A 23,356-nucleotide genomic window follows, 5' to 3' on the forward strand; every position below is an offset into this window, starting at 1 on the left:
GGGCTTGCACGTCAGTCTCTCAGCTCGACTCACTTTCTTAAAAGCTAACCTTGTCCAGATCGATCCCGGTCGTCGCAATGACGATCTTTCACTGCCCCTAGAAAGCTGCGGAGCGTCTGTTTCTTTGCTTGCCGTAGGCGAGGCTTGCCGTAGGCGAGCTATATCGAAACAGTTGATGTTCTGAACAGGTATCGATTGTCCAACTGTCTGATGTGCATTCTGCTCTGCAATTCGTCGAACAATCTCCGCCGCCTTCATACGGGGCAAGTGTGGCGCCTTCGCGCGCTTGCTGAAGCGACAAATCGACACGACCTGACATCTTTCGCGCATGTGTCAGCTTTTCCTCCCGAAAACTCGGTGAGGACGTGTTGCGGAAAATTGCAGTTCGTCTGGCCCGTTGGCTGAACGATGATTGATTCGCGGCTATCCAAGATGCCCGAGCGACAGCTGCCCGGAATCTCGCTCTATTCCCGCGGGAAACGCGATCTCAGCCTAACTGAGATGCTCCGCTGAAGTTCTGGCCGTGGCGCAACTGCTACGCGCGGGTGAAGCGCGTGAGCGTGACGGCGGGGGAACGTGCGACGACGCCCACAGTCGAGTGGTCAATCGTTGAAATCGTCTTCTTCTGATCGAGAATCGAGCTTTCTGAGTACAGCGTGCTGAACCTTGCCAAGTGCCGTTCTTGGCAATACCTCGGCAAAAATGATTTCGCGCGGAGCTTTGAAACGTGCAAGATGCGATTGCACATGCGCTACAAGTGTCCCGGCCTCTATCTGGGCTCCGGGCTGCCTGATCACATACGCAACCGGTACCTCATCCCATTGCGGATCGGGCCGGCCGATGACCGCGCATTCCGCAACATCAGGATGCTCCAAGAGTACGCGCTCGACCTCCGCCGGATAGATGTTTTCTCCACCGGAAATGATCAGGTTTTTCTTACGGTCCTGAACCCAAAAATATCCGTCGGCGTCGCGACGTGCGATGTCACCCGTACGGTACCACCCGTCATGAAGCGCCTCGCACGTGGCCGGAAGATTGCGCCAATACTCCTGCAAGACGTTGGGCCCGCGTACAACGATCTCTCCCGGCGTCCCTGCGGGCGTCTCGTTACCGGCATCATCCATGACAACCGCTTCACAGCATAGCCCAGGCAGCCCGGTCGACCCCTTCCGCGAAAGGTCTCCGCCGAGCCTCGTATAAATCGCAATGGGGCTCGTTTCGGTGGAGCCGTAAACCTGGAGCACCGGCACGCAGCGCGCAACCAAGCGATCAACCAGATACTGCGGCACGGTCGTTGAGCCGACGGAAACCGCCTTCAATGATGATAGATCGGTGCTGGACCACCTGAGGTGGTCGGTCAAGGCCTGGATGGTCGCAGGCACCAGGACCGTCAAAGTGGGCCGATCATCCTCGACCGAAGCAAGGGTAGCCTCAGTCGTAAAGCGTGAATGGATCGTGACAGTCGCGCCGAGTTGTAGTGCAGGGGTCGTTTGAATGTTGAGGCCGCCGACGTGAAATAGCGGCAGTACGGTCAGAACGTGATCGCCCGATGTCAGGGCATGCATGTGTTGACTCATGACGCCATTCCATAGCAAGGCCTCCTGCCGCAGCACTGCTCCCTTCGGTCGGCCAGTGGTTCCCGAAGTGTAGACGATCAGAAGCGGGTCGGCCAGCTGTGCGCAGAGTTCGTAGCTGTCTTCGTGCGTCTGATCCAACAAGCCTTCCCACGTGCACGCACCGCAAGACGCAAAGCCGAAGCCAACAGTTGCCATTTCGGGCAGCGCCTCTAATAGGATCGGCAGAACTGCTTCAAAAGCCTGCTCAAGGACCAGCACCTTAGCACCAACGTCGGACAGGATGAAAAGCTGCTCGGACACCGCTAGTCGCCAATTCAACGGAACCAGTATCGCCCCGAGCCGGGCACAAGCGTAGAGGAGAACTAGATAATCAGGGCGGTTGAGGCTCAGGAGAGCGACGCGATCGCCTCTCTTGACGCCAAACGCAGTTTGCAGAGCGCTTGCTGCCCGGCCGATGCGTCCATCAAGGTCGGCGTAACTCAAGGTTGCGCCCTCAAAATTGATCGCAGGCTTGTTAGGAGCGAACGCTGCGTTACGCTCTATCAATGTGGAGAGATTCACCTGTCCGTGATCCTGTGTTGTTGGGTCCACATGGCTCGCACCCAACTTGGCGGAGCCAACGCGTGTCAGCATTGTTTAAAGGTCGTGATCGCGTGTTACGCCGTCCAGGCGAATGCAGCTAAGCTGCACGCCAAACGGTTCGAGCTGAGGCGCAATGATGCGAGTGCAGTTGGCCGCACTCTCCTGAAGGCCTGTGTGAGGCTGAGGCGGCCGTGTTGGGATCAGGGGCGTTCGGCACAACTACATTTGCTACATCGTCGCAACCGATCGACTCCAGTTCCCGTGTCGGACCACCTGTGTTCTGCGTCAAAACGACCATTGCGGGATCACGCTCAGCTCGATATCGCGAAAAATCGTGTAATTCCGCCGAATCCACTGATGAAGTTCCGACGAAGAGTCCCTCTCATGGCGTAGATAGCCGGTGAAAGACAAGCCTAGTCGGCAGATGTAGTTATGTAGAAACACCGGCAGTGCCGCCAAACGGACCACGCGGCCCTCGCTCATGGCTTCAAACAATTCGCCCCGGACGAAGAATTCGTTGTGGACGGTGATCAGAATCTGCCTCGGAATCAGCCGCCGCAACATTTCATGCGCGCGCGCCGAGACCCTGTCAGTATCTGCCACGAATAGCACGATTGGCACGACCTTTTGTTGTATCGCCTCGCTCAGGAAGCCGATCTCTCCGCACATCTTGAAGAACTCGTCAAAAGCGTGGAAGCCAAGGTCGATCACCTTGGCCACTCCATCGTTGAAAACAAGTCGATCAACTAGCTGCATTTTTCCATAGGTATCAGTGACATCTGCTGTCTCTGTGATGGATGGGAGATAGTCGAGCAAGGACGGCTCCCTCAGGTTGATATCGAATGAGACCACCGCACCGTTCTTCAGCAGCAAAAATTCGCTCAAGAGCCGAGCAATTAGGGTCTTTCCGACCTGCGGGCTTGCAGAGCAGATGATGTAGACGGGGGTGGGCAAAATCGCCAAACCAGTGCGCATAGGTCCGCAAGCGGCTATCTTTCGCCCGCACGGGTCACCGACTTGGCGCCGGCGAGGTCTGTTAGATTGATGCGGTCATACTCGCTCCAGACGTTGGCGAGCCAGTGCCTTACGTAGCCGCGCAGCACAAACGAGAAGTTCGCCGCGTCATCGTGTTGTCCCTTGTTCGCGACAAAATTGACGAACGGAACAGAGGCGACCTCGACCTGCTCATAGGCCATCTCGTTGAGTTTCGGGATGGTCAGATCAGTGGCGTCTTTGATCCGGTTGAAATAAGAATTGTAGGTCGACTGATCCCACTGAAAGAACTGGGTGTCATTGATGAAGTTCTTGACCAGGAAGTATTTTGCGCCACCCATGAAATCGCTTGTTTCTGCGATCTCATCTAGCGAGGCGATGGACGACCCCAATACATGAAACACGGCGAAGGTGAGTTGGCCTGACCGGGCGGCGTCCAAAAAGCCTATGTCTCGTAGGGACGCGAGCGCTGGTGACATCAGTCCGGCTCGAACGTCGATGACGGTGACGGACAGGCCTGAATTCAGCGTATCGAAGATCTTCATCTGGTCCGCGGTTCTCGTCATGTCCACTATTTCGGTGATCGCAGGGTGAAAACGCTTCAGCGTCCCGCGGGGCGACTCGGTGTCGAATGCGCGGGTTTGCACGTTATTCGCGCTGAAATAGTCCAAAAGCGTGCGAGAGACGGTCGTTTTTCCGACGCCGCCCTTGTCCGCGCCGACCACAATTACAACTGGCTTTGCCATAGAAGTCCTCTCAAGTTGTTTGTTCTTCAATTCACGCGACCGCGAAGCGTGCGGTCTGCGTGTTTCCAGTCCTGCCTTCGACACTATGTTGGCCAAAGGAGAAGATCGTCCGATCTGCGAGACATAGACCGGCGTTATAGTTGCGGAGGGGCGCCGTCTATTACGGTCCCGGAAGCGAGTGCATTTCGGTTTGTGTCGGAGTTTACATGTTTTGATAGACTCTTCGGTTTGGGCTGAATGCGGCAGCCGTCGCCGTGAGATCCTCGATCTACGTTGCGCGAATCCGTGGCAGCATCATCGGACCGACCAGAGCGAAAAGGCCGATGGGTGAGAGAAACGGGCTTGTCGCAACACTTCCATTCGTCAACAAGTGATAGATGCGGCATTTTATAATCGTGGGGCACACCATGATGGAAACCACCCTGGTAGAGCGGCTAAGTTGATGAACATCGCCGCCCACAGCGAACTCCTGCAGCGTCAGGCGCGATAGATAATCAGGTGGGCGTTCTCGAGAGCGTCGAGGATCTCGCCTGCAACGCGCTGAGCGCCACTCTTGTGTTCGCCAACCAAGTGTGATGCCACGACTTCAGCGACTATTGCATATGCCCTTTCGCGCACGACCAACTCCTTCTCAACAAAGTCGCCGCAGGCGTTGCAAGCGATCACAGGGCGACCGCTCCAAGGGTCGTGTGACGTGCTTTGATCATTGGCACGACATTTCGGGCATTGCATGGTCAGCATGTGTCAGCTTGCAACTGATCTCGGGTGGGTGGAAAGAACTGCATACCGGTGAAAGAGAGTAGCGCCTCGCGGGGAGCGGCAAGCCAGACCGGAGCTGGAGCTCTCTTACGTAGGACGTGTGCGTCAGCGTGACAGATGTGACAGTCTTCCACGTCACCTGCGGGCTACATTCGGAAGACACCGTAGTGAGGGGCTTCGATTGGAGCATTAAGCGAGGCGCTTAAAGCGATTGAGAGTGCGTTTCGGGTATCTACGGGATCAAGAATACCGTCATCCCACAGCTCCGAAGTTGCGTAATAGGCGCTGGATCGCGCCCGATACTCCCTCATAATCGGTTCTCGAATGGCTGCCAGTTCTTGGTCGGACAAGCGCCCCCCGTCACGAGCCAATTGCCTTGCTTTGACATGGGTGAGAACGCCTGCCGCTTGCTCCGCTCCCATCGCCGAAATCTGCGATTGTGGCCAAGTAAACATAAAACGGGGGTCGAATGCTCGCCCCGCCATGGCGTATGTTCCTGCTCCGTGAGAGCCGTTGCAAATCACTGTAAGCTTTGGGACCGACGCTGCGGAAACGGCCATGATGAGGTTGGCGCCACTCTTGGTGATGCCATCATGTTCGTATTCTCGTCCAACCATAAAGCCAGTGGTATTCTGCAGGAACAGCAAGGGTGTCCGGTTCTTATCGCAGAGTTGGATGAAGTGAGCGCCTTTCAAAACACTGTGGTTCTGTAGCACGCCATTGTTTGCAATAATCCCGATCTGATGTCCCTGAAGACGCGCGAAACCGCATATCAGGGTTTGGCCATAGCTCGGCTGGTACTCATGGAGCCGGCTACCATCCACAAGGCGAGCGATGATCTCCCGAATGTCGAATTGAACGCGGGGATCTTTTGGAATGATGCCATATAGTTCGGATGCGTCGTAGACGGGAGGCTCCGGCGCGGATCGATCAACGGCTTCTTTTGTTTGACGCGTCATGTTAGCGACAATGTCCCGCGCGATGGCAATCGCATGCATTTCGCACGTCGCGAGGTAGTCACTCGTCCCTGACACGCTCGTATGAATTTCGGCGCCACCAAGCTCTTCGGCTGATACCACCTCGCCGGTGGCGGCCTTTACGACCGGCGGTCCGCCGAGAAAGATGGCTCCATTCCCTTGCACGATGATGTTGTAATCGCTCAGCGCCGGAACGTAGGCCCCTCCTGCAGTACAGTGGCCCATCACGATGGCGACCTGCGGCACTCCCATCTTAGAGAGAATTGATTGGTTGCGCAGGATTCGACCCGCGTGGTAGCGATCAGCGAAGAATTCCGCTTGCAGAGGCAAGAAGCCGCCGGCGCAGTCGCAAAGATGGACCACCATAAGGCGGTTCTCAATTGCAATATCCAACGCCCGTACAATCTTCTTTACGGATAGTGGATACCAAGCGCCGCCCTTCACGCTGGCGTCATCCGCATGAACGATGACCTCGCGACCCGCAACAACGCCGATGCCGACAATCTGCCCTGCGCATGGTACCTCACCATCGTAGGCCTTGTTGGCGGCGAGCGTCGATAGTTCGAGAAATGGAGTTCCTGGATCAAGCAGCGCATCGATCCGATCGCGAACAAAGAGCTTGTTTTGCCGGCGCAGACGTTCAATGTCTCGTGCCGGTCGATCGAAGCGAGCGGAACGCTGTCGCTCCTTCAGTTCGGCTGCAAGCCGTCGGTTATGGAGCTCGTTGAGGCGAAATTCCTGCGAGGTGGTGTCCACCCGAGAGACAATCCTCTGCATGTCAGCGCCTTTCCTCGGAAAACGTGACCAAAGGGACGCCTCGTTCAAAGCTTTCGCCTACACCAAAGTGAATACGCTCGACCACCCCGCCACGAGGCGCACGCACTACAAACTCCAATTTCATGCTCTCGACCAACATCAGCGTCGCGCCTGCGCTAACCACATCACCTTGGCATACCTTGGTCGCAATCACGACACCGGGCATTGGCGCGCGGGTTACAAGGTGACTTGCCTGCTCGTCGGAGCATGCAAGTTCTTGCAATTGATCGCGGTATCGCAGGACATGTGTCCTGCCGCGGATATGCAGGTGGAGTGCGTCACCGTCGATTGCAAATCTGATCGGGAGAGTCTCGCCCGCAATGACAAGGAGGCCGCTTCCGTCGAAATGATGTGAGAGTGCCACCGGCGCAGCTACCTCATCGGCCAAGTGAAGGCGATAGTCGCGTTGGCCAGGTGAAAGCCACAATTCATAGTTTTCGACATTAAACTCAAAACAGTGCTTCACGTCAGTTTCTCCAGTTGCCCAGCTCCGCGTGAAGCCTGGGCACGGCGTCTGCCGAATCTCGAACGCTCCTGGTCAGGAGTGCACCGGCTGCCAAGATGGCGGATAGGTCGCTTCCACGTGGGCCAATGGCCAGGTGCGGATGTTCATCGAGATAACCCGTATGAATCTGTCCGCTCAAAAATGTGTCGTCCATGAGCAGTCGCGCGAGAAAATCGGCGTTTGTCTCGCAGCCAAGAAGCACCAGCTGACGCATCACATGTGCCGCCTTCAATGCCGCTTCACGGCGAGTGGCCGAATGTACCACGACCTTTGCGAGCATCGGATCAAATGCGGCCGTGATCTGCTGACCTTGGACGATACCGCTATCGATACGCACACCGTCGCACTCCGGGTACTCCAACATGAGAATCTTCCCACTTGTCGGCGCGTATTCGCGTTCGGGGGCTTCGGCGCATAGCCTCGCTTCAATCGCGTGACCTTTGGAGACGATGTCGGCTTGCGAGAATGTGAGTTCGTGCCCCGCGGCGACATGGAGTTGTTCGGCAACAAGATCGACGCCGGTGACCATTTCGGTCACGGGATGCTCGACTTGAAGCCGAGTATTCATCTCAAGGAAATAAAACTCATGCCCATCGAAGATAAACTCGACGGTTCCTGCATTTCGATAATTGGCGCTACGAGCGATTCCGACCGCCATTTCACAGATCCGTTCCCGCAATTCTGCGGACAGGACAGGCGAAGGCGTCTCCTCGATGATCTTCTGGAAGCGGCGCTGCACAGAGCACTCGCGTTCGAAGAAGTGGACCACATTTCCGAAGAGATCGCCTAGCACCTGCACTTCGATGTGGCGTGGTTTATCAACATATCGCTCCACGTAGAGCCGGCCATCCCCGAAGTGGCGCAGTCCCTCGCGACGCGCTTGAGCAATCGCGTCATCGAGAGTGTCGAGATCGCGTACAATCCGCATGCCCTTGCCACCACCGCCTGCCGAAGGTTTCACCAGCAAAGGTAAGCCAAGGGCCCGGGCTCTGGATGCGAAGGTTGCGGGTTCGTCTTCTTCGATAGCTGAGAGGGCGACCGGAAATCCGATCTGCTGAGCAAATTTCCGCGCGCGGATTTTATCACCCATCAGTTCGATGCTTTCGGGGCTTGGCCCGACGAATGCAATGCCAGCCCCTGCAACGGCCCTCGAAAATGCGGCGCTCTCCGACAGAAATCCATAGCCAGGATGCAACGCGTCGACGTTAGCTCTGCGGGCGGAGGCGATGATTTGCTCGGCGTCGAGATAGGCAGCAACTGGGGAACAGCCCTCGAGCGCGATTGCTGTATCCGCCATGGAAACCGCTGGTGTGGCCGCATCCACATCGTGGTAGACGATAGCTGAGCGCAAGCCCAGCTTTCGCAAGGTCTTGATGATGCGGACGGCTATCTCGCCCCTATTGGCGATCAGAACTGTATCGAATGGTAGTTTCTGCATTCGCCTATTCGCTCAAGCACAGATCGGGTCTTCGGCGTTCGAGAGCTGCCGGGTCTACGAGGAACTGTCGAGGCTATTCGTAACTACGACATGCTAACGATGCCGCTCTGGATCAAGACATCCAGGGCCACGACCGTTCGGACACTTGATGCGGTCCTCATTTCGAGTCTGCTTTTACTTTTTTGCTGTCATGTGCCGACATCACGTAGCGACACTGGTCACTTAAGCTGTTGAGCTTCGTTCTGAGGCAAGCAGTGATTGCAGCGACATCCGGGATGGCGCTGCTACACAACCGAAACACATCCGGGGTGCACGCTCTTTGCTCTTCCTCCGTTGCTCCGCGATCTCGGGCCACAGCGCTTAGAGAACTCATTGCCGCAAAAGCAATGAAAGCGGTTACATGCCAACCTGCTCGGTAGCTTTGACGAGGAAAGAGATGCTGCCTTCGGTCCACGATATCCTCTTTAAGAGTGCTTGGCGCCGCATTGGCCGTCCTGCGAGGCTCAAGCGGTGCATTTGGGAAAGTCGGCTAAAGGCTCGGATTAGCCGGGGCAGTTGAACCCGCTGCGGGAGCTTGGGTCCGATCCATCGGTCCGTTCACTGCAGGATGAGCGCGATGGAAAATGCATTCGATGGTGAGACTGGTAAGAGACATAGCTGTTCTATGTCGGACAGCCTCGTGGCGCATAGGGCTGGTGCTGTATCGTACCAAGTTAGTTTGTGAGGAAGAGTACGCGGCACAATGCGACCTCGAGCGTCTGAACGGGGCCGAACTCTTTCGCGATTGGCAAAGCAAGTTGGGCTCAACTTTGACGTCGCTGTCGTTCGCCCAAGATGGGTCGAAAACCGCAGGCGAGTCCACGTATATGGGAGCCCTGGATCCTCATAGTGTCGTGCGGTGTAGATTTGAGCAGGCTGAGACACTGGCGATCCTTGAACTAGTCAGAGGCGTCGGTCCCGACGGAGACCACCGCTACTTGTTCGAGATCGTACAATTTGACGCTACGTACGATTCAACCCCTCCGAGCGGCTGATCCGACAAAATCTGTGAATTCTTATGCCGGCGGCAGCTCCTCTCGTGCAACCGTCTACAAAGTAGGGCGTCGGGCTAGACGGACAACACAACCTGAATGCTCCGGCGGCGCATCGTGCCGATTCTGCGAACGCGCTGGGCAAAAGTTAGGGCTGTTCTGTCGCCAAAGAAGCGGCCCTTCGGATTGTGCCGAGCTGCTGTTGGCCGACCCGAGCTCCGGAGTTCTGTGTCGCCCGCTGAAGGCACTCAGGTGGGGAATGAGAGCAAGTTTGCGGCCGAGACCCACAAGATCTGGTGAGGGTCGGAAGAACAGCTTGAAACTCACGTAACGTGACATTGTAGGCGTGGATCGCGGAACACGAAAGGTGCGCGCCATGCTTCACATGCTTCCCATTTACACGCTCGGCACAGAGCATAGCGACATCACGCCGGGAGCCCATGATGCCCTAGCCGTCAAATGCGGCTGGTCTAAGGACGAGCAGGAGAGAGCATTAAACCTATGGGCCTGCTGCTTCTCACCTCAGGATCGAATCAAGTACATCCGCAAAAATCGTCCACAGTTTGAATTTCACGACTACCGTCAGATGGTCGACGTCGTTCGGGGGCGCTGCTTTACCGGCTGCGCATCGGATCTAGTCAACTGGCGCCGTCAATTCAGGGTAAGGGCATGGCGCATCGCCTTATTGTTCTGCGTCGCAACGTGGATAGCTATTGCCCTTGCGGTGATTCGCGCAGCCAGTTGAACGTTTGGGCAGGCTCGCGAAGATAAGAGCAAACAGCCTTAGTGAATGGGCTCCGATCCAGAGCGCGAGAAGGCTTGCGAGCGTTCGCGAATCCGACGCGATCACGTGCCAACAGTGGACCAGGTGATCTCAGTGGATCATCGGGCTGAGGCCCGGTTAGACGAAGCAGCGGCTTCGGTGAAGATCTAGCCAAACCGGAAGTTGGTTCGCCCTGCCGTGAATTCGGCGGTCGAGGAGGATTCGACATTTGCGATGTGCTCGAGATCGCGTCCCTCGGGATTGTCGAGCCGTCCGCACGGAGGCGAAGGCAGCTCGACGCTCCTCTTTGTTGGAATCAGTACTCTGTCTGTATCGCTTGATGGTGCGGCGAAAGAGGTGGATCAGCCATCTCAAGCGGCATCGACCAGGGCGGTAATCAACTTAATAAGAAGTCGCGGTTCAACATGATCAATAGATGCACGTTCTAAAATGAGTTTGGCGATCTCGATACGGTTGGAAGGCGTTCGCATGCTTGCAGGTAATGCCAAGACTGCCCCGTCAAAAAGCCGTCCTAGAGTGGAAAGCTGTTCCGGCTCGTACAGTTTTCCGTGTTCCTGTTCGAGACGGTTGGCCTCGCCTGCGTTAAACGCACTACCAGCTTGCTCGTCGAGCTGTGAACACATGCCGAGCTTCGCCTTTACCAGCTCGCTTGTAAGCGCATTGAGATGTCGGGTCGCTTCGAGCGCGCTCTCGTCCTCACAGATCAGTCTTGCAACCTCTTCGATTTGCGAATCGATGGTTTGCTTAAGATATTGAAGATGCGAATTGCAGCGATCAGAGTGACGAGTACATTCTCCTGAGGGTGACGTATGTGGGGTAGCATCAGCCTTCCGTCGAACGGAAGATAAGTTGGCGAAAACGCGGAGGGGAAGGACGAAATATCGAAGGAGTTGCGCAAAAAAGCCAAACGTCATCTCGCGATAGGCTTGATTTAATGGCTCCACCGTCCTGGATTTACTGGACCCGTACACACTCATAGTCATGGCTGCCTCATGCATCGTTCTGGCACACGAATCGACCTTCACCGCGGTGACCTCAGCGCGGCGTAGTTGCGGCTTGACAAGACACTGCTGGCAACCGTTCGAAAACCATTCTTGAGCCTTCGTCGCGCAGGAGACAAACTAGGCCACCTAGAGCAACGGACCTCAACAGTCGACGGTTAATCCTCCCGACCTGCACTATCCCCCAGCTCAATCGCCGCTTTGACTAGCAGCCTTCATCAGGGTTGGTAAAATAGATTGTTATGATGGAGGCCATTCACCTCATGGATAGAACACAGCGGCCATTGAGTCTCCCGGCCTCCCTCTGACCTAATGACAAGCCTTACACGTAGGAACAAGATTTCTCCGGTGAACGCGTTCTGAGAGTTCGCCTGCCCAATTCCGGCCGCGACGAGGAGGGGCTGCGAGTCATTGTTTGATCCTACAAGCTGACGCAGCGTGCGATTCAAGGCGGCCCTTGCTGCTGGTCTCGCATAATTCATCTTAATCCGCCATGCGCGCATTGCATCTTGAGACAAGCTGAGGCCGCGTTTCGCGGCAGGGGACAAAACCGAGTTGCTGCTAGCAGTTACTGCAGCGCGACCAACTTCGTTGCGCTGCCGATCAGGTCCGACAGATTGCTGCAACAGGAGTTGCCCGTTTCAACTCGTTGCGGGAAACGGAGGGCTTACACGGACGGCATCTTGTCGCTGCCGGGGTACGATCGCTATCGTAGGTCTACAACGCGCTTTCCAACGCGTCGTCGGTGATCACGCCCATTCGCGTATCTCACGTCCAACTTAATTGTAGAGACAAGCTTCACGAGAACCCGAGCCGCGACAGCCGACGTCGAGAAAAGTCAGGGTTGCGCTTGCGCGAGGACGCCGAGTCTTGCGCTTGTGTCAGCTATCGCTTGTAAGTTGCGCAAGGCTTTCGCCAAGTGTCCATGGAAAAAATCAACGGGCGAGCATTAGTTCGTACCGTTCGGCATAGCAGATTGAGTGTTTGGCAGAGTTGAGCGTGGCCTCGCTCCGAGGACCAGTCGCGACATGAAGCCAAGGTCGTCCACACTCCAGCGAACAATTATCGCGATGATAACGATCGCCATGCCAAGCACAATTGCGACAGCGATTCTAGTCGGAAGATCCCAGAGTTCTCCAAATTGGACGAGGTCCATGAGACGAAAGAGGCTTGCTTGAACCAGGTAAAGAACCAGGGTGCTCTGACCCAGCTCCACCGCGATAAAGCGAGCAATCCGACTTGAACGGCCAATTTGCCAGCATCGCAGCACCATCTCAACGGCGACAGCAGAGGCAGCTGCAGAGCCAATGAACATCAGCAATACTTGTTTGGCCGACTGCGCATCGTGAATCAGGACGAGATTGTTGTAGACGTAGGTCTCCTTGCCCCAAGCAAGGAAGCATACGAGAGCCAGACCAGAGAGTAAGAAGAATAGAATCGATCTGTGACGTAGAAGAGCGCTCGTCCGCCAGTCGGAAGACCTGGCGAGCAAGAACCCGAGGCAAAAAAATGGATAGGTGTACCTAATCAACGGAGCTATCGAAAGTGTGACGGGCGCGAACGCGACCAGGACTGCAGATATGGATATGATCCTTGTCGAACCCAGACCGGCGGCGGTGAGAAGCCCAATGAGAAGAAAAGAAGCAAAGTTTGCCCAAACGAACCAGTATGCGCCTGCGAACTCGCTTGGAAGGCCCAGCAGACCGCTTGCTGCGGCGGGCGAAAATGCGGCCAACTTAACTGCTTCCATGAGCGTGCACCAGAAAAGCACAGGCAACAGTAACTGGGTCGCGCGCTCCTTGAGGCCCCGAGTGAACGTTTTTCGCAGAAGTGCGCCCGAGGAGAGATATCCGCTTATTCCCATAAAGAGAGGCATGTGAAACATGTAGATTGATTTGAAGTATGGCGAATACCAATACTCATTATCTCTGTAGATGATGTATTGTAATAGATGGCCGAGGATCACCAAAAGAATGAGAACTCCTTTAGCGAAATCAAAGCGCAGGTCTCTGTCGGGTGAAGTCGATTTGCGTTCTGTTACGGCTGTGGGTGTTTGATCAGGCATCAAAGTTCTAACTATTCGTTCCATGCGCGCGTCGTTGCCGGTTCCATTCATCAACGAAGATGACCGCGGCTCTTGCGAGCAGCGACAGAGGCAGCAGAACGCTTTCATAGCATTTCTGGTTCTCCGGATACTGGCAGACGGGCTCTCATAGCAATGGGTCCTTTGTCAATCCTGAACGTGGAAAGGTGTACACCGCAACGGCTAAACGGGATTTATTGCGGCGGATGTCTGGGGTTGCCATGCAAGAAAACGCCTCGGTATCCCTAAGACTGAATTCGCAGGGCCTGTAGTCAGCAACTTGTGATTATGCTCTTCCGCGTCCTGAAAACGGGATTCGGGGGCGTCGAGCGGCTTTAGATGGTGCGTGTCATTGCTGTTCGCGCAAGTCTGCGAGTAGAGCCGAGCTTAGGCCAGAGTGCGCGCCGGCCCGATGGTTGTCAGATGCTGTAGCCGGGCGATCTCAGAGAGCCGAATGAGAGTAGCTGCACTATCCATGGCGTGGATGCGGTCCATCAACACAATCGATTTTACCAATCCTGTCGGATCTTGCATAACAAAAGCCTCGTTGGAAGAGCTTTCGGTCTAATCTGAATGGTCATCGATCTTCGGCGGCGCGCGAGAACGTTCAGTAGCGAGCGCGCATAACCTAAGCGCTCGTGCGGTCTATCTCGTTCGGTGTCTCTCACTGTTCGATACGACGGGCCGTAGCGCAAGAACTGAGCATTGTCACAAGAGCTGCGTGCTGGCGAGCATGAGGTCGAGTTCCTTAAACGGTCTAATGGAACAGAAGAAAGAAATACAACATTACGTTGGAAGCGGATATCGGCCTTCTGTGGCTAAGGTTAGCGGCGAATGCCCTTGCCGCATATGGACCGCCGGTAGCAGCCCTCCCTCTGCCGGTGGAAGCTGGTGCGATGTGTAGCAGCGTCGCTCCTCCGAGACTGACTTCTGCCCGGCCACCGAAAGGGGCCGGGCTTCTTTTGCGGGCCGAGTATGAGCGAGAGCATGAAGGCGGAGGCCCCAATCAGCTATTCGCTTCATTCCGGCAGGCGCGGTGCACCTCTTTTGAAAACGGGGCTGGTGCATCATGAACGATCCTCGGCGCGATCGGCAATTCGTGAAGTTCATACTCGTAAATCATAGGACTCCTAGCAGCGGGTCGACCTGTGTCGACTGTCATCGACCGCTAGGGATCGGTTACTTGCGAGAGATGTCCACGCGGCAACCCTATTGCGACTACAATTGCTATCGTCATTATCGGGAGAAGAGACCATGCGTGCATCGGCTCGCGACCAAATGGAGTATCGATGGGCTCGCACTTGGCTATTTGATCTACCTCGAAACTGTCGTTTCATTTGCGACAGTTGCGTGCTGGTATTCGGTCATGTTCGTCAAGGCGGCGCTGCGGTTCGGCGAGCCGAAACTAATGAATAGACCCCTATGAGAATAACGGTCCGACAGCGAGCGCGTCAAACTTGTCTGTTAGCGAGCGCAATCCAGTGTCGCAAAACGGCGACGCGGAGTTGAGAATTATCTTGTCAAAGGTCGGAGGAAATTGATCCGCATGTGCGGGATTGTCGGCATTCTCGGTCGCGAACCGGTTGCAGAGCAACTGGTGGCTTCGCTCAAGCGGCTTGAATATCGCGGCTACGACTCTGCAGGTGTTGCCACGCTCGAAAGCGACCACCTGGAGCGCCGCCGCGCCGAAGGCAAGCTGAAGAACCTCGAGGCAAGGCTGCGCGAGATGCCGCTGAAGGGGACGACCGGCATCGGTCACACCCGCTGGGCCACCCACGGCAAGCCGACCGAGCATAATGCCCATCCGCACGCCACCGTGCGCGTCGCGGTGGTCCATAACGGCATCATCGAGAATTTCCGCGAGTTGCGCGAGGATCTCGAAGCAAAGGGTACGGTATTTCGCACCGAGACCGACACCGAGGTCGTGCTGCATCTGGTCGACGATCTGCTCGCGCACGGCAACAAGCCGGTCGAGGCGGTGAAGTTCGCCTTGAGCCGGCTGCGCGGCGCCTTCGCGCTCGGCTTCATTTTCGCGGGCGAGGGCGACCTGATGATCGGCGCTCGCAACGGACCGCCACTCGCGGTCGGCTACGGCGATGGCGAGATGTTCCTGGGCTCGGACGCAATCGCGCTCGGCCCGTTCACCGACACGATCAGCTATCTCGAGGACGGCGACTGGGTCGTGCTGACTCGCAACAGCGTTGTCATCTTCGACAAGGGGGGCTGCGCCGTCCAGCGCGACAAGATTAAGCATGTGGCCTCGACCTCGCTGGTCGACAAGGCCAACTACCGCCACTTCATGGCGAAGGAAATCCACGAGCAGCCCGAGGTTGTTGGCCATACTCTGGCCCGCTATGTGGACATGGCCACCGAGCGCGTGTCGCTGCCGGTGAAGCTGCCATTCGACTTCCGCGACATCCAGCGCGTCACGATCACGGCCTGCGGCACCGCGAGCTACGCTGGCTATGTCGCAAAGTACTGGTTTGAGCACACGGCGCGCCTGCCGGTCGAGGTCGACGTCGCGTCCGAGTTCCGCTACCGCGAGTCCCCCTTGCGCAAGGGCGATCTGGCGATCTTCATTTCGCAGTCGGGCGAGACCGCCGACACGCTCGCCGCGCTCCGCTACGCCAAGGCCGAAGGCGTGCACACGCTCGCCGTCGTCAACGTGCCGACCTCGACGATCGCGCGTGAGAGCGAGACGGTGCTCCAGACGCTCGCTGGTCCCGAGATAGGCGTTGCCTCGACAAAAGCCTTCACCTGCCAGCTCATGGTGCTCGCCTCGCTCGCCGTCGCGGCCGGCAAGGCGCGCGGCGAATTGTCCGAGGAAGACGAGACCAAGCTGGTGCACGGCCTGGTCGAGGTTCCGCGCCTGATGGCGGACGCGCTCACCACAGAGCTGCAGATCGAGAAGCTTTCGCACAGGATCGCCAAGTCGCGCGACGTGCTCTATCTTGGCCGCGGCACCAGCTTCCCGCTGGCGCTCGAAGGCGCCCTGAAGTTGAAGGAGATCTCCTACATCCATGCCGAGGGCTACGCCGCCGGCGAGCTCAAGCACGGACCGATCGCGCTGATCGACGAGACCGTGCCGGTCGTGGTGATAGCGCCCCACGATCGCGTATTCGAGAAGACCGTCTCCAACATGCAGGAAGTCGCCGCCCGCGGCGGCAACATCATCCTGATGACGGACTCCAAGGGCGCAGCGGAGGCGACGGTGGATTCGCTCGCCACCATCATCATGCCTGATATGGCGGACGCCGTCACGCCGATGGTCTATGCCATCCCGGTGCAACTACTCGCTTACCACACGGCCGTTGTGATGGGCACCGACGTCGACCAGCCGCGTAATCTCGCCAAATCCGTGACCGTCGAATAAGCCGACAGATCGGGCCAATTCTTCCTGGTCTTCAAATTTGTGGACCCTCATGACTGCGCATTTCACATCGATTGAGGGCGACAGAAGTTTAAGTTGCTGGCGGGCGCCGCCTGACGCAGACCCGCCTTTTGTTTCTGTGTCGCGTGGACGTGCCACACGTTCGTCCGTTCTAGCTCTTCAGACGGAAGGCTACGGCAGCTGTGGGTTCGGCATTCGGAGTAGATCGACGACGTAGGCAGAGTCCGCAAGATGAGAGTTCTTATGTTGGGCCGTTTGCACTCTTGGGCTTTCCTGTCGATGCTTGCCGTCATGGGTCTTGCACAAGCCAAGGATAGGCGCACTGTCGCCGAGCCCATCGCACCTAGCCATATCTGCACCCGGCTGGCGCCATCGAACGAAAGCGTCACTGATAGACTGCAAGATGCCATTGCTCACTGTCCCTCTGGATCGGCGGTTTATTTGGCGGGCGGTATCTTCCTGTCGGGCCCCCTCGAGATGAAATCCGGAGTGATGCTATGGATCGAGCGTAACGCCACGCTTATCGCTCTCGCTCAGCCGAAGGCCTATGACAGAGGCTTGGGAAATTGTGGTCGCATCGGAGGCAAGGGCGACGGCTGCCGGCCATTCATTAGCTTCTTCAAAACGCAGGGGGGCGGCATCTATGGCGATGGCATCATCGACGGCCAGGGCGGCGCGCTCATGGCCGGCGCGGGCGAGAGTTGGTGGCAGCTGGCACGGCGCGCACAAACTGAAGGTGGCAAACAGAACGTCCCGCGCCTCATCCAGATCGACCATGCCCAGGACATTACTTTCCATGGCATCACACTGCGTAATGCGCCCAATTTCCATGTGGCGATGAACCGGGTCGAAGGCGCGACCTTTTGGGGCGTGACAATCGATACACCGGCGGATGCCCGCAACACAGACGGCATCGATCCTGGCGCCAGCCAGGATGTGACAATTGCCCACTGTCAGATCCGTACTGGAGACGACAATGTCGCTATCAAAGCCGGAAGCAATGGTCCCGCCCGCTATATTTCCATCATCGACAACTACTTCGGCTGGGGGCATGGTATGTCCATCGGTAGCGAGGTTAACTCAGGTGTCAGCGACATACTGGTGCACGGCCTGACCCTGGACGGCACGACATCTGGCCTGCGCATTAAGAGTGATGTCAGCCGGGGTGGCCTGGTGGAGAGGGTCACCTATGAAGACGTGTGCCTGCGGAAGAACCGATGGCCTATTTACTTCGATACACGCTATGATCCCCAGGCGCACGGCGACGAAATTCCGGTCTATCGACAAATCGCTGTGCGCCACGTGCGTGGCGGGGCTGGTGCGCTGGTGATGCACGGACTCGATGGAGGCCATCCGCTCGAGATTGAGCTCGATGATGTGCGATTTTCCGATAGCGCGACTTGGCAGGTGGAAAATGCAAATGTGGTAGGTTCAGACGTTTGGCCGCCCTTGCGGGGTGGCCAAGGCCAAGTATCGTTTAGCGCATGGAAAGGCTGTGCAAAGGCATTCTTCAAAACAGCCAGCAAACGCACGATCGGCAACGCCCCCCATAGAACCTGTTGCTTCGGTGCACTGGACCAACCAGAGTAGCAGGGCTCTAAAGGTAGCTGGGCTATCTGATACCGTCCCGGCCCGATCGTCTCATCGGATATGATCGGCGCTTCCGATTAGCTGACGAAGTTCACGAGGGGAGCGGTGCACAGGTGTGTGCGGCAGATCCAGTGTAGATGGACCAGAATTCCACGAACGCCTCATAGCTTCCCTATCTTGATGGTGGGTTCGGCAGCCAGGTCGTGTCATCAGCAAAGAACGCTCTGAGCGACCATTGCTTGGCTTCATGGTCGGTCAGCTGATGGGAATAAGGTTCCCGTCCTTTGGGATTGGCGCCGATACCGGTGGATTTGTATTCGGCATAGTAAGCGGTCTTCAGCCTGTTGGTCTTGGTGCGATCCCACTCGCTCCAGCCCTCGGCGATGACCGGCGCATTCATCCGGGTGGATAAAAAGATCACTGTAGCGTAAGAGCGCCAAGGCCGGCCAAGGGCGATGCTGTGTGCGGCGCGATCGGCGGTCAGGATGCAATGGTCGAAAACGTAGGCGCTGTCTTCGCCCGGCGAGTCTTTGCTTTGTGCTGTATACACCACAGCCTGGTTGGCGATGCCGTGCAGCTCACAACGCTGGAAATAGGCTTTGGAGTTGCCAAATATGTAGTCGACATGTCCCTCAATGTAGCAGTCCGAAAAGTATTGCCGTGTAGGGCGGCCGTGCGGCCCTTTGTTGGCGAACAGTGTATCCTGTGCGCCGAGCAGCCGGACGCGGGTGATAACGTCCTTGTCGCCGGTAAGAGACAACGCCACCGCCTGCGACGGCGGATTCGCCGGATCCAAGGAGTATTCGTTTTGTATCGTCACATTGTCGAGCCGGAAGTCATCGCCTGATGCTTCCATGGTGGCTGAATGAACGGTTCCACCCACTTTAATGGCGCCGTCACCGTAGACGACCACCGTGTCCTCCGGCTTGTCGCCGCCGCCTCTGATGTGAACACCAGGCTTGGCAACCTTGACCTTCTCGCGATAGATGCCCGGCGCGATTAAAATGTCGCCGCCTCGAGGCGGCAACGCGTCTACCGCCTCCTGAACGGAGCGATAGCCCACGTGGCCGGTTTGCGAAACCAAAAGTCGCTCAGCATGTGCGTCCGAAACGTGGAACCAGCTGGCCAGAACGGCGACGTACATCAAGAAAAGTCGCACAACGCTCTCTCTTCGTAAGGCTAAGCGTTCTACTGTGGGCGCTTAGGATTGATCTGGACGCGATGCTCATTCAAACCTTATGTACCCGCATCTTCCTAGCAGCTTCTTCCCCATTTCACATTTGGATAGCACCGTCGGCAATTCAGTCGTGAATGCATGATCGCGCCGGATGTTCATGTCGGAAACACGACATTAGGGTGAAACTCCTTCGCTGGTCGACGAAAATCGTTGCGTTTTTCTTCCAATCGGCTGCTTGCAGGGCATGGCACGCCCATTGCTCGTAGACGGCAAGAGCCCGTCAACGACAATAGCCTTGTTGCAGTCGCTGGCGGTGAGTTCAGATGAAAAACTCACCGGCTGGTCCGGGCCATGCTCTGACAAGTTCGGCTTCTCGTCAGCTTGAACAGCGGGGCAGTGCAGCACCGCTTGTGGGGACAAGAGCTGTGCCAATCAGTGTGAAGTGACCCGAAAAGTCGGGTTGCATGGTGCCACCGGTGGTGATTGATGGCGCGACAGTGCGTGTCGCATCTGAGAACCAATGAGGATATCACAAGCGTTCAAGTTTGGGGCAGCCCACTGCCTCCCCAACGTGCCGCCCACGCACAGGTGCAGCCGCATGCACGGGCACTCCTATCGAATCGAGGTGCAACTAGATGGGCCCGTGGACCCGGTCACCGGATTCATCGTCGATTTTTTTGATCTGGAGGAGTCCTTTGTCGAAATCGTAAATGCACTTGATCATCGATATCTGAATGAGGTCGAAGGATTGTATAATCCTACGGCAGAAAACCTTGCTGTTTGGATCTGGGAAAGATTGCATCGCAAATTTCCCCAGATCTCGTGCGTCCGGGTCTATGAAACGTCTGATGCCTGGGCCGAATATGACGGACGTTGACATAAACCTGTCTCTTACGAGCGTTTCTCAGCTTTTCTCCTCCAGGATCCGCTCTTAACGACAGCGATAGACGAGTGGTCGTGCGGCGCGACGCGAACGCCGATCGCACAGCCAGCTTGCTGGACCAACTTACCGATCACGCTCGTCGACACGGAGCCAGCATCACGGTCAGTCCGTGCGCTTACGACGCGAGAAGGCGCCGCAGGAGCAAAACGGCGGAAGCGGACCGTCGCACCTCGCCAGGATGAAAGTGCGCCGGTCCGCGAGACATTGCCAATGCATTCACGGCAACGTCGTCTCCAATGAATCAAGCAGCATGGCGAATCTGAGGCGACGCTCGTCTGTCAAAGCGGCCTCTGCAACATTTGCGCGCAGACCTAATGGAGCTTGAATCTCACGTAACGTCACGTTGTATAACCTGCCGTAGGCGGTTCGGACTTGACGAAAGGTGAGCAAGATATGATTTCTCACAGTGTGCGGAGGCGCGAATCAAGCCGCGCATGCGTCGCGGGTGGGTTGCGTTTGCTGCTCGCCCTAGACGGGAAAGCGGTTTCTCCTCCGTCTGAGTTCCTTCTTCTGGATTAGCTTCGGAAGACCTCTGCCGTGCCGGAATGGGGGCGTCGTCTGATATCCTCCCAACGTCCATTTTCTGGGTGCCGTAGGTGCGATAGCCGATAAGCCATCGATGGACCTCTGAGTAACGGATGCTTCTCCTGTCACTCAGCGGCAAGCTCAGAGTAGATCGGGGTGCATACACCGAATTCGTGGCGGAAAGTGCTGGTAAAGGCAAGGAGCCGCAAGTCCCTCGTACGCGTTCATGAGGGTTATCCTCCGGACTCGCCGAACTTTGCCAATCGCCCTCGCTCCTGCCTCCGTAGCAATGATGGAGCTTGTGTGCTCGCGTGGCCTCTGATTGCCAAGCCGTTGCTCGCACAAAGAATCAACGAGGCGGCTCAAGCCGTCTTGCCGGGTACGCAAATGCGTGAGGCGGCCTTTACATCACCTATAGCCGAAGACAGGCTTCACGACTCTGATCAGGTTTGGCGACAAAAGGGAATTTAGCCGTGGACGAAACTAGCCTTCGTGACTTTGATGAAGCGATGTCGCCTCAAGCCTTGCGGTCGTGGAAAGCTTGGAGAGGAGACAGAGAGCCAGAGGCGCAAACAGAACAAGTCGCAACGACCCATTCTTCCCTATGGCCGCTGGCCATTGTGATGTGGTGCCTGCTTTCCTTTGTCGCGTTCGCAAGTTGGGTGCGAACGCACGGCGCCATGAAGTCATAGCGCCGTAATTTTCTCCACGTCCTGGACACCTTGCGGTTATGGAGGTGGTCTCCTTGTGGGCACTGGCTGCCGGATCAGATATTCGATCGTGTCGTCGGGAGCCCACGTTCCATAGGTCGGCGCGTAATGCCGGAAGACAGTTGGCTCGACGACCTCGGAGCCAAAGCATGCACCCGCACAGTGCTAGCCAAATCCATGCGCCGCATGTACCGAATGATAGTGAGGCCACTCACAAGCGGTCGCACGCTTTCGTATCGGCAATCGTGGAATTCCCAGAGTGCGTCAATCGTCGTGGTGCTCGACAGAAAATAGGCGACACCGCCAGATGCGATCTCATGACTTTGCAGCGCCGGATCGCGGTGAACGTCGGATTGACGGTGATCTCAAACTTGCTCGTTGCGCTATCGTCGTCGATCCGAAAGTAGCGACGGATCTTTCTAGCTCGATCAGTGGATTCGTTGACGTACGTCAGCCTGATCTTTGCCCCTAGCCAGTCTTGTTGGCGTGCAAACGCAGAATCTGAGATTGTACCAATTTACGCTACGTGCGATTCAAGCTCTTTCGAAGTGTTATCTCAAATTGTCTCTCAGCGCTGTAGAGCCGGTCTAGTAGCCTCAGTTTCGCCACGCTGCTCGCGTCAGTCAGAGCAGCATCATCACGGATGTACTGGTGGTGCAGAGGCGGGACCCGGCGCATTTTACGAATGGTAAAAGTGCGCCGGGCGCCTCGGTTGGCTGCGAGCCGATGCGTGGATGTCCTATCGATCGCATTCTCATAGGGCGTTTGATGGGATTTGAGTGCTGCCTCTAGCAGCATGCCATGAAATTTAAGCAGCTTTGGAGTAAACGCGCCTTTTCAGGTGCTTCGAAGAGCGCCGAGTTCTGGCACTGAATGTAGTGTAAGCGCGTAGGAGACCCCACGTAGCGCTGCGTGTTCGAATAGCAGAGAATCTCCTGGTGTTGTGCAAGGAGAATCCTGTGAGCGAACGTATGTCTGATACTAGAAGCTTCGAAGTTCTCACGGCGAGCCCTGTGCGGCTGTCGAGCAGTCCGGCGCGCAGTTACCGGTCATGGTCGGATGAGGAGAAGGCGAGGATCGTGGGAGAGACGCTGGTTGCCGGAGCGAATGTATCGGCGATTGCGCGGTCAAATGGGCTCGATCCGTCGCAACTTTTCGCGTGGCGTCGCAAGGCGAAGGCGTCCGGGGTGGTCGTGCCATTGGCCGCAGCTCCGAGCAAGCCGGTCAAATTTGCGCGCTTTGAAGCGATGCGGAGCGACATGGTAGAAATTGTTATCGGCGATGTGGTGGTGCACGCGGGCCCTGACGTCGGGGCTGACCGGCTTGTCGATGTGATGCGGGCGGTTCGCAAGGCATGATCCCGGCCGGCGTGCAGGTTTATGTCGCGAGCACACCGGTTGACTTCCGCAAGGGGGCGACCGGCTTGATGGCTCTGGTGCGGGACGGTGGTGCAGATCCGTTCAGTGGGGCGCTCTACGTATTCCGTTCGAAAAGAGCGGACCGGATCAAGGCGGTTTGGTTTGATGGCACGGGGGTATGTCTGTTCGCCAAAACGCTTGAGGAAGCGCAGTTCTGCTGGCCCCGGATTGGGCCGGCCACGGTGCAGTTGAACCATGCACAGTTGCTTGCGCTGGTCGATGGGCTGGACTGGACGAAAGTCCGACCGGTGGCTGTGAAGCGGCCGCAATCGATGGGCTGAAAAACCTGTGGCATTTTGAATCAGGGCTT

16 protein-coding genes are annotated in these 23,356 nt (G+C 56.8%); 6 read left to right on the forward strand and 10 right to left on the reverse strand.

Annotation, left to right across the window (positions count from 1 at the left end; all coding sequences use genetic code 11):
• Positions 1-602 precede the first annotated feature (602 nt).
• From ACR9YP_RS11275 to ACR9YP_RS11305, 7 genes are all read right to left on the reverse strand, one after another.
• Positions 603-2,138 carry a class I adenylate-forming enzyme family protein gene (locus tag ACR9YP_RS11275; protein ID WP_474221038.1) on the reverse strand — a complete coding sequence of 512 codons (1,536 nt, stop codon included), beginning with the start codon at positions 2,136-2,138 and terminating at the stop codon, positions 603-605.
• Positions 2,139-2,444: 306 nt separating this feature from the next.
• Positions 2,445-3,134 (reverse strand): hypothetical protein, encoded by a 690-nt coding sequence (locus tag ACR9YP_RS11280; protein ID WP_474219770.1) that lies wholly within the window; start codon positions 3,132-3,134, stop codon positions 2,445-2,447.
• Positions 3,135-3,148: 14 nt separating this feature from the next.
• Entirely contained in the window at positions 3,149-3,898 is a 750-nt protein-coding gene (locus tag ACR9YP_RS11285) for a P-loop NTPase family protein (protein ID WP_474219771.1), read from the reverse strand.
• A gap of 477 nt (positions 3,899-4,375) precedes the next feature.
• Entirely contained in the window at positions 4,376-4,639 is a 264-nt protein-coding gene (locus tag ACR9YP_RS11290; protein ID WP_438102056.1) for a hypothetical protein, read from the reverse strand.
• 164 nt (positions 4,640-4,803) lie between these two features.
• Positions 4,804-6,411, reverse strand: a complete 1,608-nt coding sequence (locus ACR9YP_RS11295) for an acyl-CoA carboxylase subunit beta (RefSeq protein WP_474219773.1) — start codon at positions 6,409-6,411, stop codon at positions 4,804-4,806.
• A 1-nt stretch (position 6,412) separates the two neighbouring features.
• Positions 6,413-6,916: an acyl-CoA carboxylase biotin carboxyl carrier protein subunit gene (locus tag ACR9YP_RS11300; protein ID WP_474219774.1), complete on the reverse strand. Its 504-nt coding sequence runs from the start codon at positions 6,914-6,916 to the stop codon at positions 6,413-6,415.
• 1 nt (position 6,917) lies between these two features.
• Positions 6,918-8,393 carry an acetyl-CoA carboxylase biotin carboxylase subunit gene (locus ACR9YP_RS11305; RefSeq protein ID WP_474219775.1) on the reverse strand — a complete coding sequence of 492 codons (1,476 nt, stop codon included), beginning with the start codon at positions 8,391-8,393 and terminating at the stop codon, positions 6,918-6,920.
• A gap of 1,407 nt (positions 8,394-9,800) precedes the next feature.
• Between ACR9YP_RS11305 and ACR9YP_RS11310 the strand changes: the two genes are divergently transcribed.
• Complete coding sequence (locus ACR9YP_RS11310; protein WP_474219776.1) at positions 9,801-10,169, forward strand: hypothetical protein; 369 nt, start codon at positions 9,801-9,803, stop codon at positions 10,167-10,169.
• 389 nt (positions 10,170-10,558) lie between these two features.
• Here ACR9YP_RS11310 and ACR9YP_RS11315 read toward each other — a convergent pair whose 3' ends face one another.
• Positions 10,559-11,191 carry a hypothetical protein gene (locus ACR9YP_RS11315; protein WP_474219777.1) on the reverse strand — a complete coding sequence of 211 codons (633 nt, stop codon included), beginning with the start codon at positions 11,189-11,191 and terminating at the stop codon, positions 10,559-10,561.
• Positions 11,192-12,158: 967 nt separating this feature from the next.
• Positions 12,159-13,274, reverse strand: coding sequence for a nodulation factor fucose acetyltransferase NolL (gene nolL / locus ACR9YP_RS11320; protein ID WP_438102046.1), 1,116 nt, complete (start codon positions 13,272-13,274; stop codon positions 12,159-12,161).
• Positions 13,275-14,838: 1,564 nt separating this feature from the next.
• On the opposite strand from nolL, the gene glmS reads away from it, so the two are divergent.
• Positions 14,839-16,665, forward strand: coding sequence for a glutamine--fructose-6-phosphate transaminase (isomerizing) (gene glmS, locus ACR9YP_RS11325; protein WP_474219778.1), 1,827 nt, complete (start codon positions 14,839-14,841; stop codon positions 16,663-16,665).
• A 261-nt stretch (positions 16,666-16,926) separates the two neighbouring features.
• A complete protein-coding gene (locus ACR9YP_RS11330; RefSeq protein ID WP_474219779.1) occupies positions 16,927-18,273 on the forward strand; it encodes a glycoside hydrolase family 28 protein in 1,347 nt (448 codons plus the stop codon).
• Between the two features lie 172 nt (positions 18,274-18,445).
• On the opposite strand, the gene ACR9YP_RS11335 is transcribed toward ACR9YP_RS11330, so the two are convergent.
• Positions 18,446-19,417: a pectinesterase family protein gene (locus ACR9YP_RS11335; protein ID WP_474219781.1), complete on the reverse strand. Its 972-nt coding sequence runs from the start codon at positions 19,415-19,417 to the stop codon at positions 18,446-18,448.
• A gap of 553 nt (positions 19,418-19,970) precedes the next feature.
• Here ACR9YP_RS11335 and queD point away from each other — a divergent pair.
• From queD to tnpB, 3 genes are all read left to right on the forward strand, one after another.
• Positions 19,971-20,327 carry a 6-carboxytetrahydropterin synthase QueD gene (gene queD, locus ACR9YP_RS11340; protein WP_474219782.1) on the forward strand — a complete coding sequence of 119 codons (357 nt, stop codon included), beginning with the start codon at positions 19,971-19,973 and terminating at the stop codon, positions 20,325-20,327.
• A gap of 2,260 nt (positions 20,328-22,587) precedes the next feature.
• Positions 22,588-22,986 (forward strand): transposase, encoded by a 399-nt coding sequence (locus ACR9YP_RS11345; RefSeq protein ID WP_474219783.1) that lies wholly within the window; start codon positions 22,588-22,590, stop codon positions 22,984-22,986.
• A complete protein-coding gene (gene tnpB / locus ACR9YP_RS11350) occupies positions 22,983-23,327 on the forward strand; it encodes an IS66 family insertion sequence element accessory protein TnpB (RefSeq protein ID WP_027556403.1) in 345 nt (114 codons plus the stop codon). The genes ACR9YP_RS11345 and tnpB overlap by 4 nt, the downstream gene beginning before the upstream one ends.
• Positions 23,328-23,356 lie beyond the last annotated feature (29 nt).

The organism is Bradyrhizobium sp. BR14999, from assembly GCF_056106085.1.

Coding starts and splice junctions, on each gene's coding strand:
- ACR9YP_RS11280 (WP_474219770.1), bottom strand. CDS start 3,134: ATGCGCACTGGTTTGGCGATTTTGCCCACCCCCGTCTACATCATCTGC.
- ACR9YP_RS11285 (WP_474219771.1), bottom strand. CDS start 3,898: ATGGCAAAGCCAGTTGTAATTGTGGTCGGCGCGGACAAGGGCGGCGTC.
- ACR9YP_RS11290 (WP_438102056.1), bottom strand. CDS start 4,639: ATGCTGACCATGCAATGCCCGAAATGTCGTGCCAATGATCAAAGCACG.
- ACR9YP_RS11295 (WP_474219773.1), bottom strand. CDS start 6,411: ATGCAGAGGATTGTCTCTCGGGTGGACACCACCTCGCAGGAATTTCGC.
- ACR9YP_RS11305 (WP_474219775.1), bottom strand. CDS start 8,393: ATGCAGAAACTACCATTCGATACAGTTCTGATCGCCAATAGGGGCGAG.
- ACR9YP_RS11310 (WP_474219776.1), top strand. CDS start 9,801: ATGCTTCACATGCTTCCCATTTACACGCTCGGCACAGAGCATAGCGAC.
- ACR9YP_RS11315 (WP_474219777.1), bottom strand. CDS start 11,191: ATGACTATGAGTGTGTACGGGTCCAGTAAATCCAGGACGGTGGAGCCA.
- nolL (WP_438102046.1), bottom strand. CDS start 13,274: ATGCCTGATCAAACACCCACAGCCGTAACAGAACGCAAATCGACTTCA.
- glmS (WP_474219778.1), top strand. CDS start 14,839: ATGTGCGGGATTGTCGGCATTCTCGGTCGCGAACCGGTTGCAGAGCAA.
- ACR9YP_RS11330 (WP_474219779.1), top strand. CDS start 16,927: ATGTTGGGCCGTTTGCACTCTTGGGCTTTCCTGTCGATGCTTGCCGTC.
- ACR9YP_RS11335 (WP_474219781.1), bottom strand. CDS start 19,417: ATGTACGTCGCCGTTCTGGCCAGCTGGTTCCACGTTTCGGACGCACAT.
- queD (WP_474219782.1), top strand. CDS start 19,971: ATGAGGATATCACAAGCGTTCAAGTTTGGGGCAGCCCACTGCCTCCCC.
- tnpB (WP_027556403.1), top strand. CDS start 22,983: ATGATCCCGGCCGGCGTGCAGGTTTATGTCGCGAGCACACCGGTTGAC.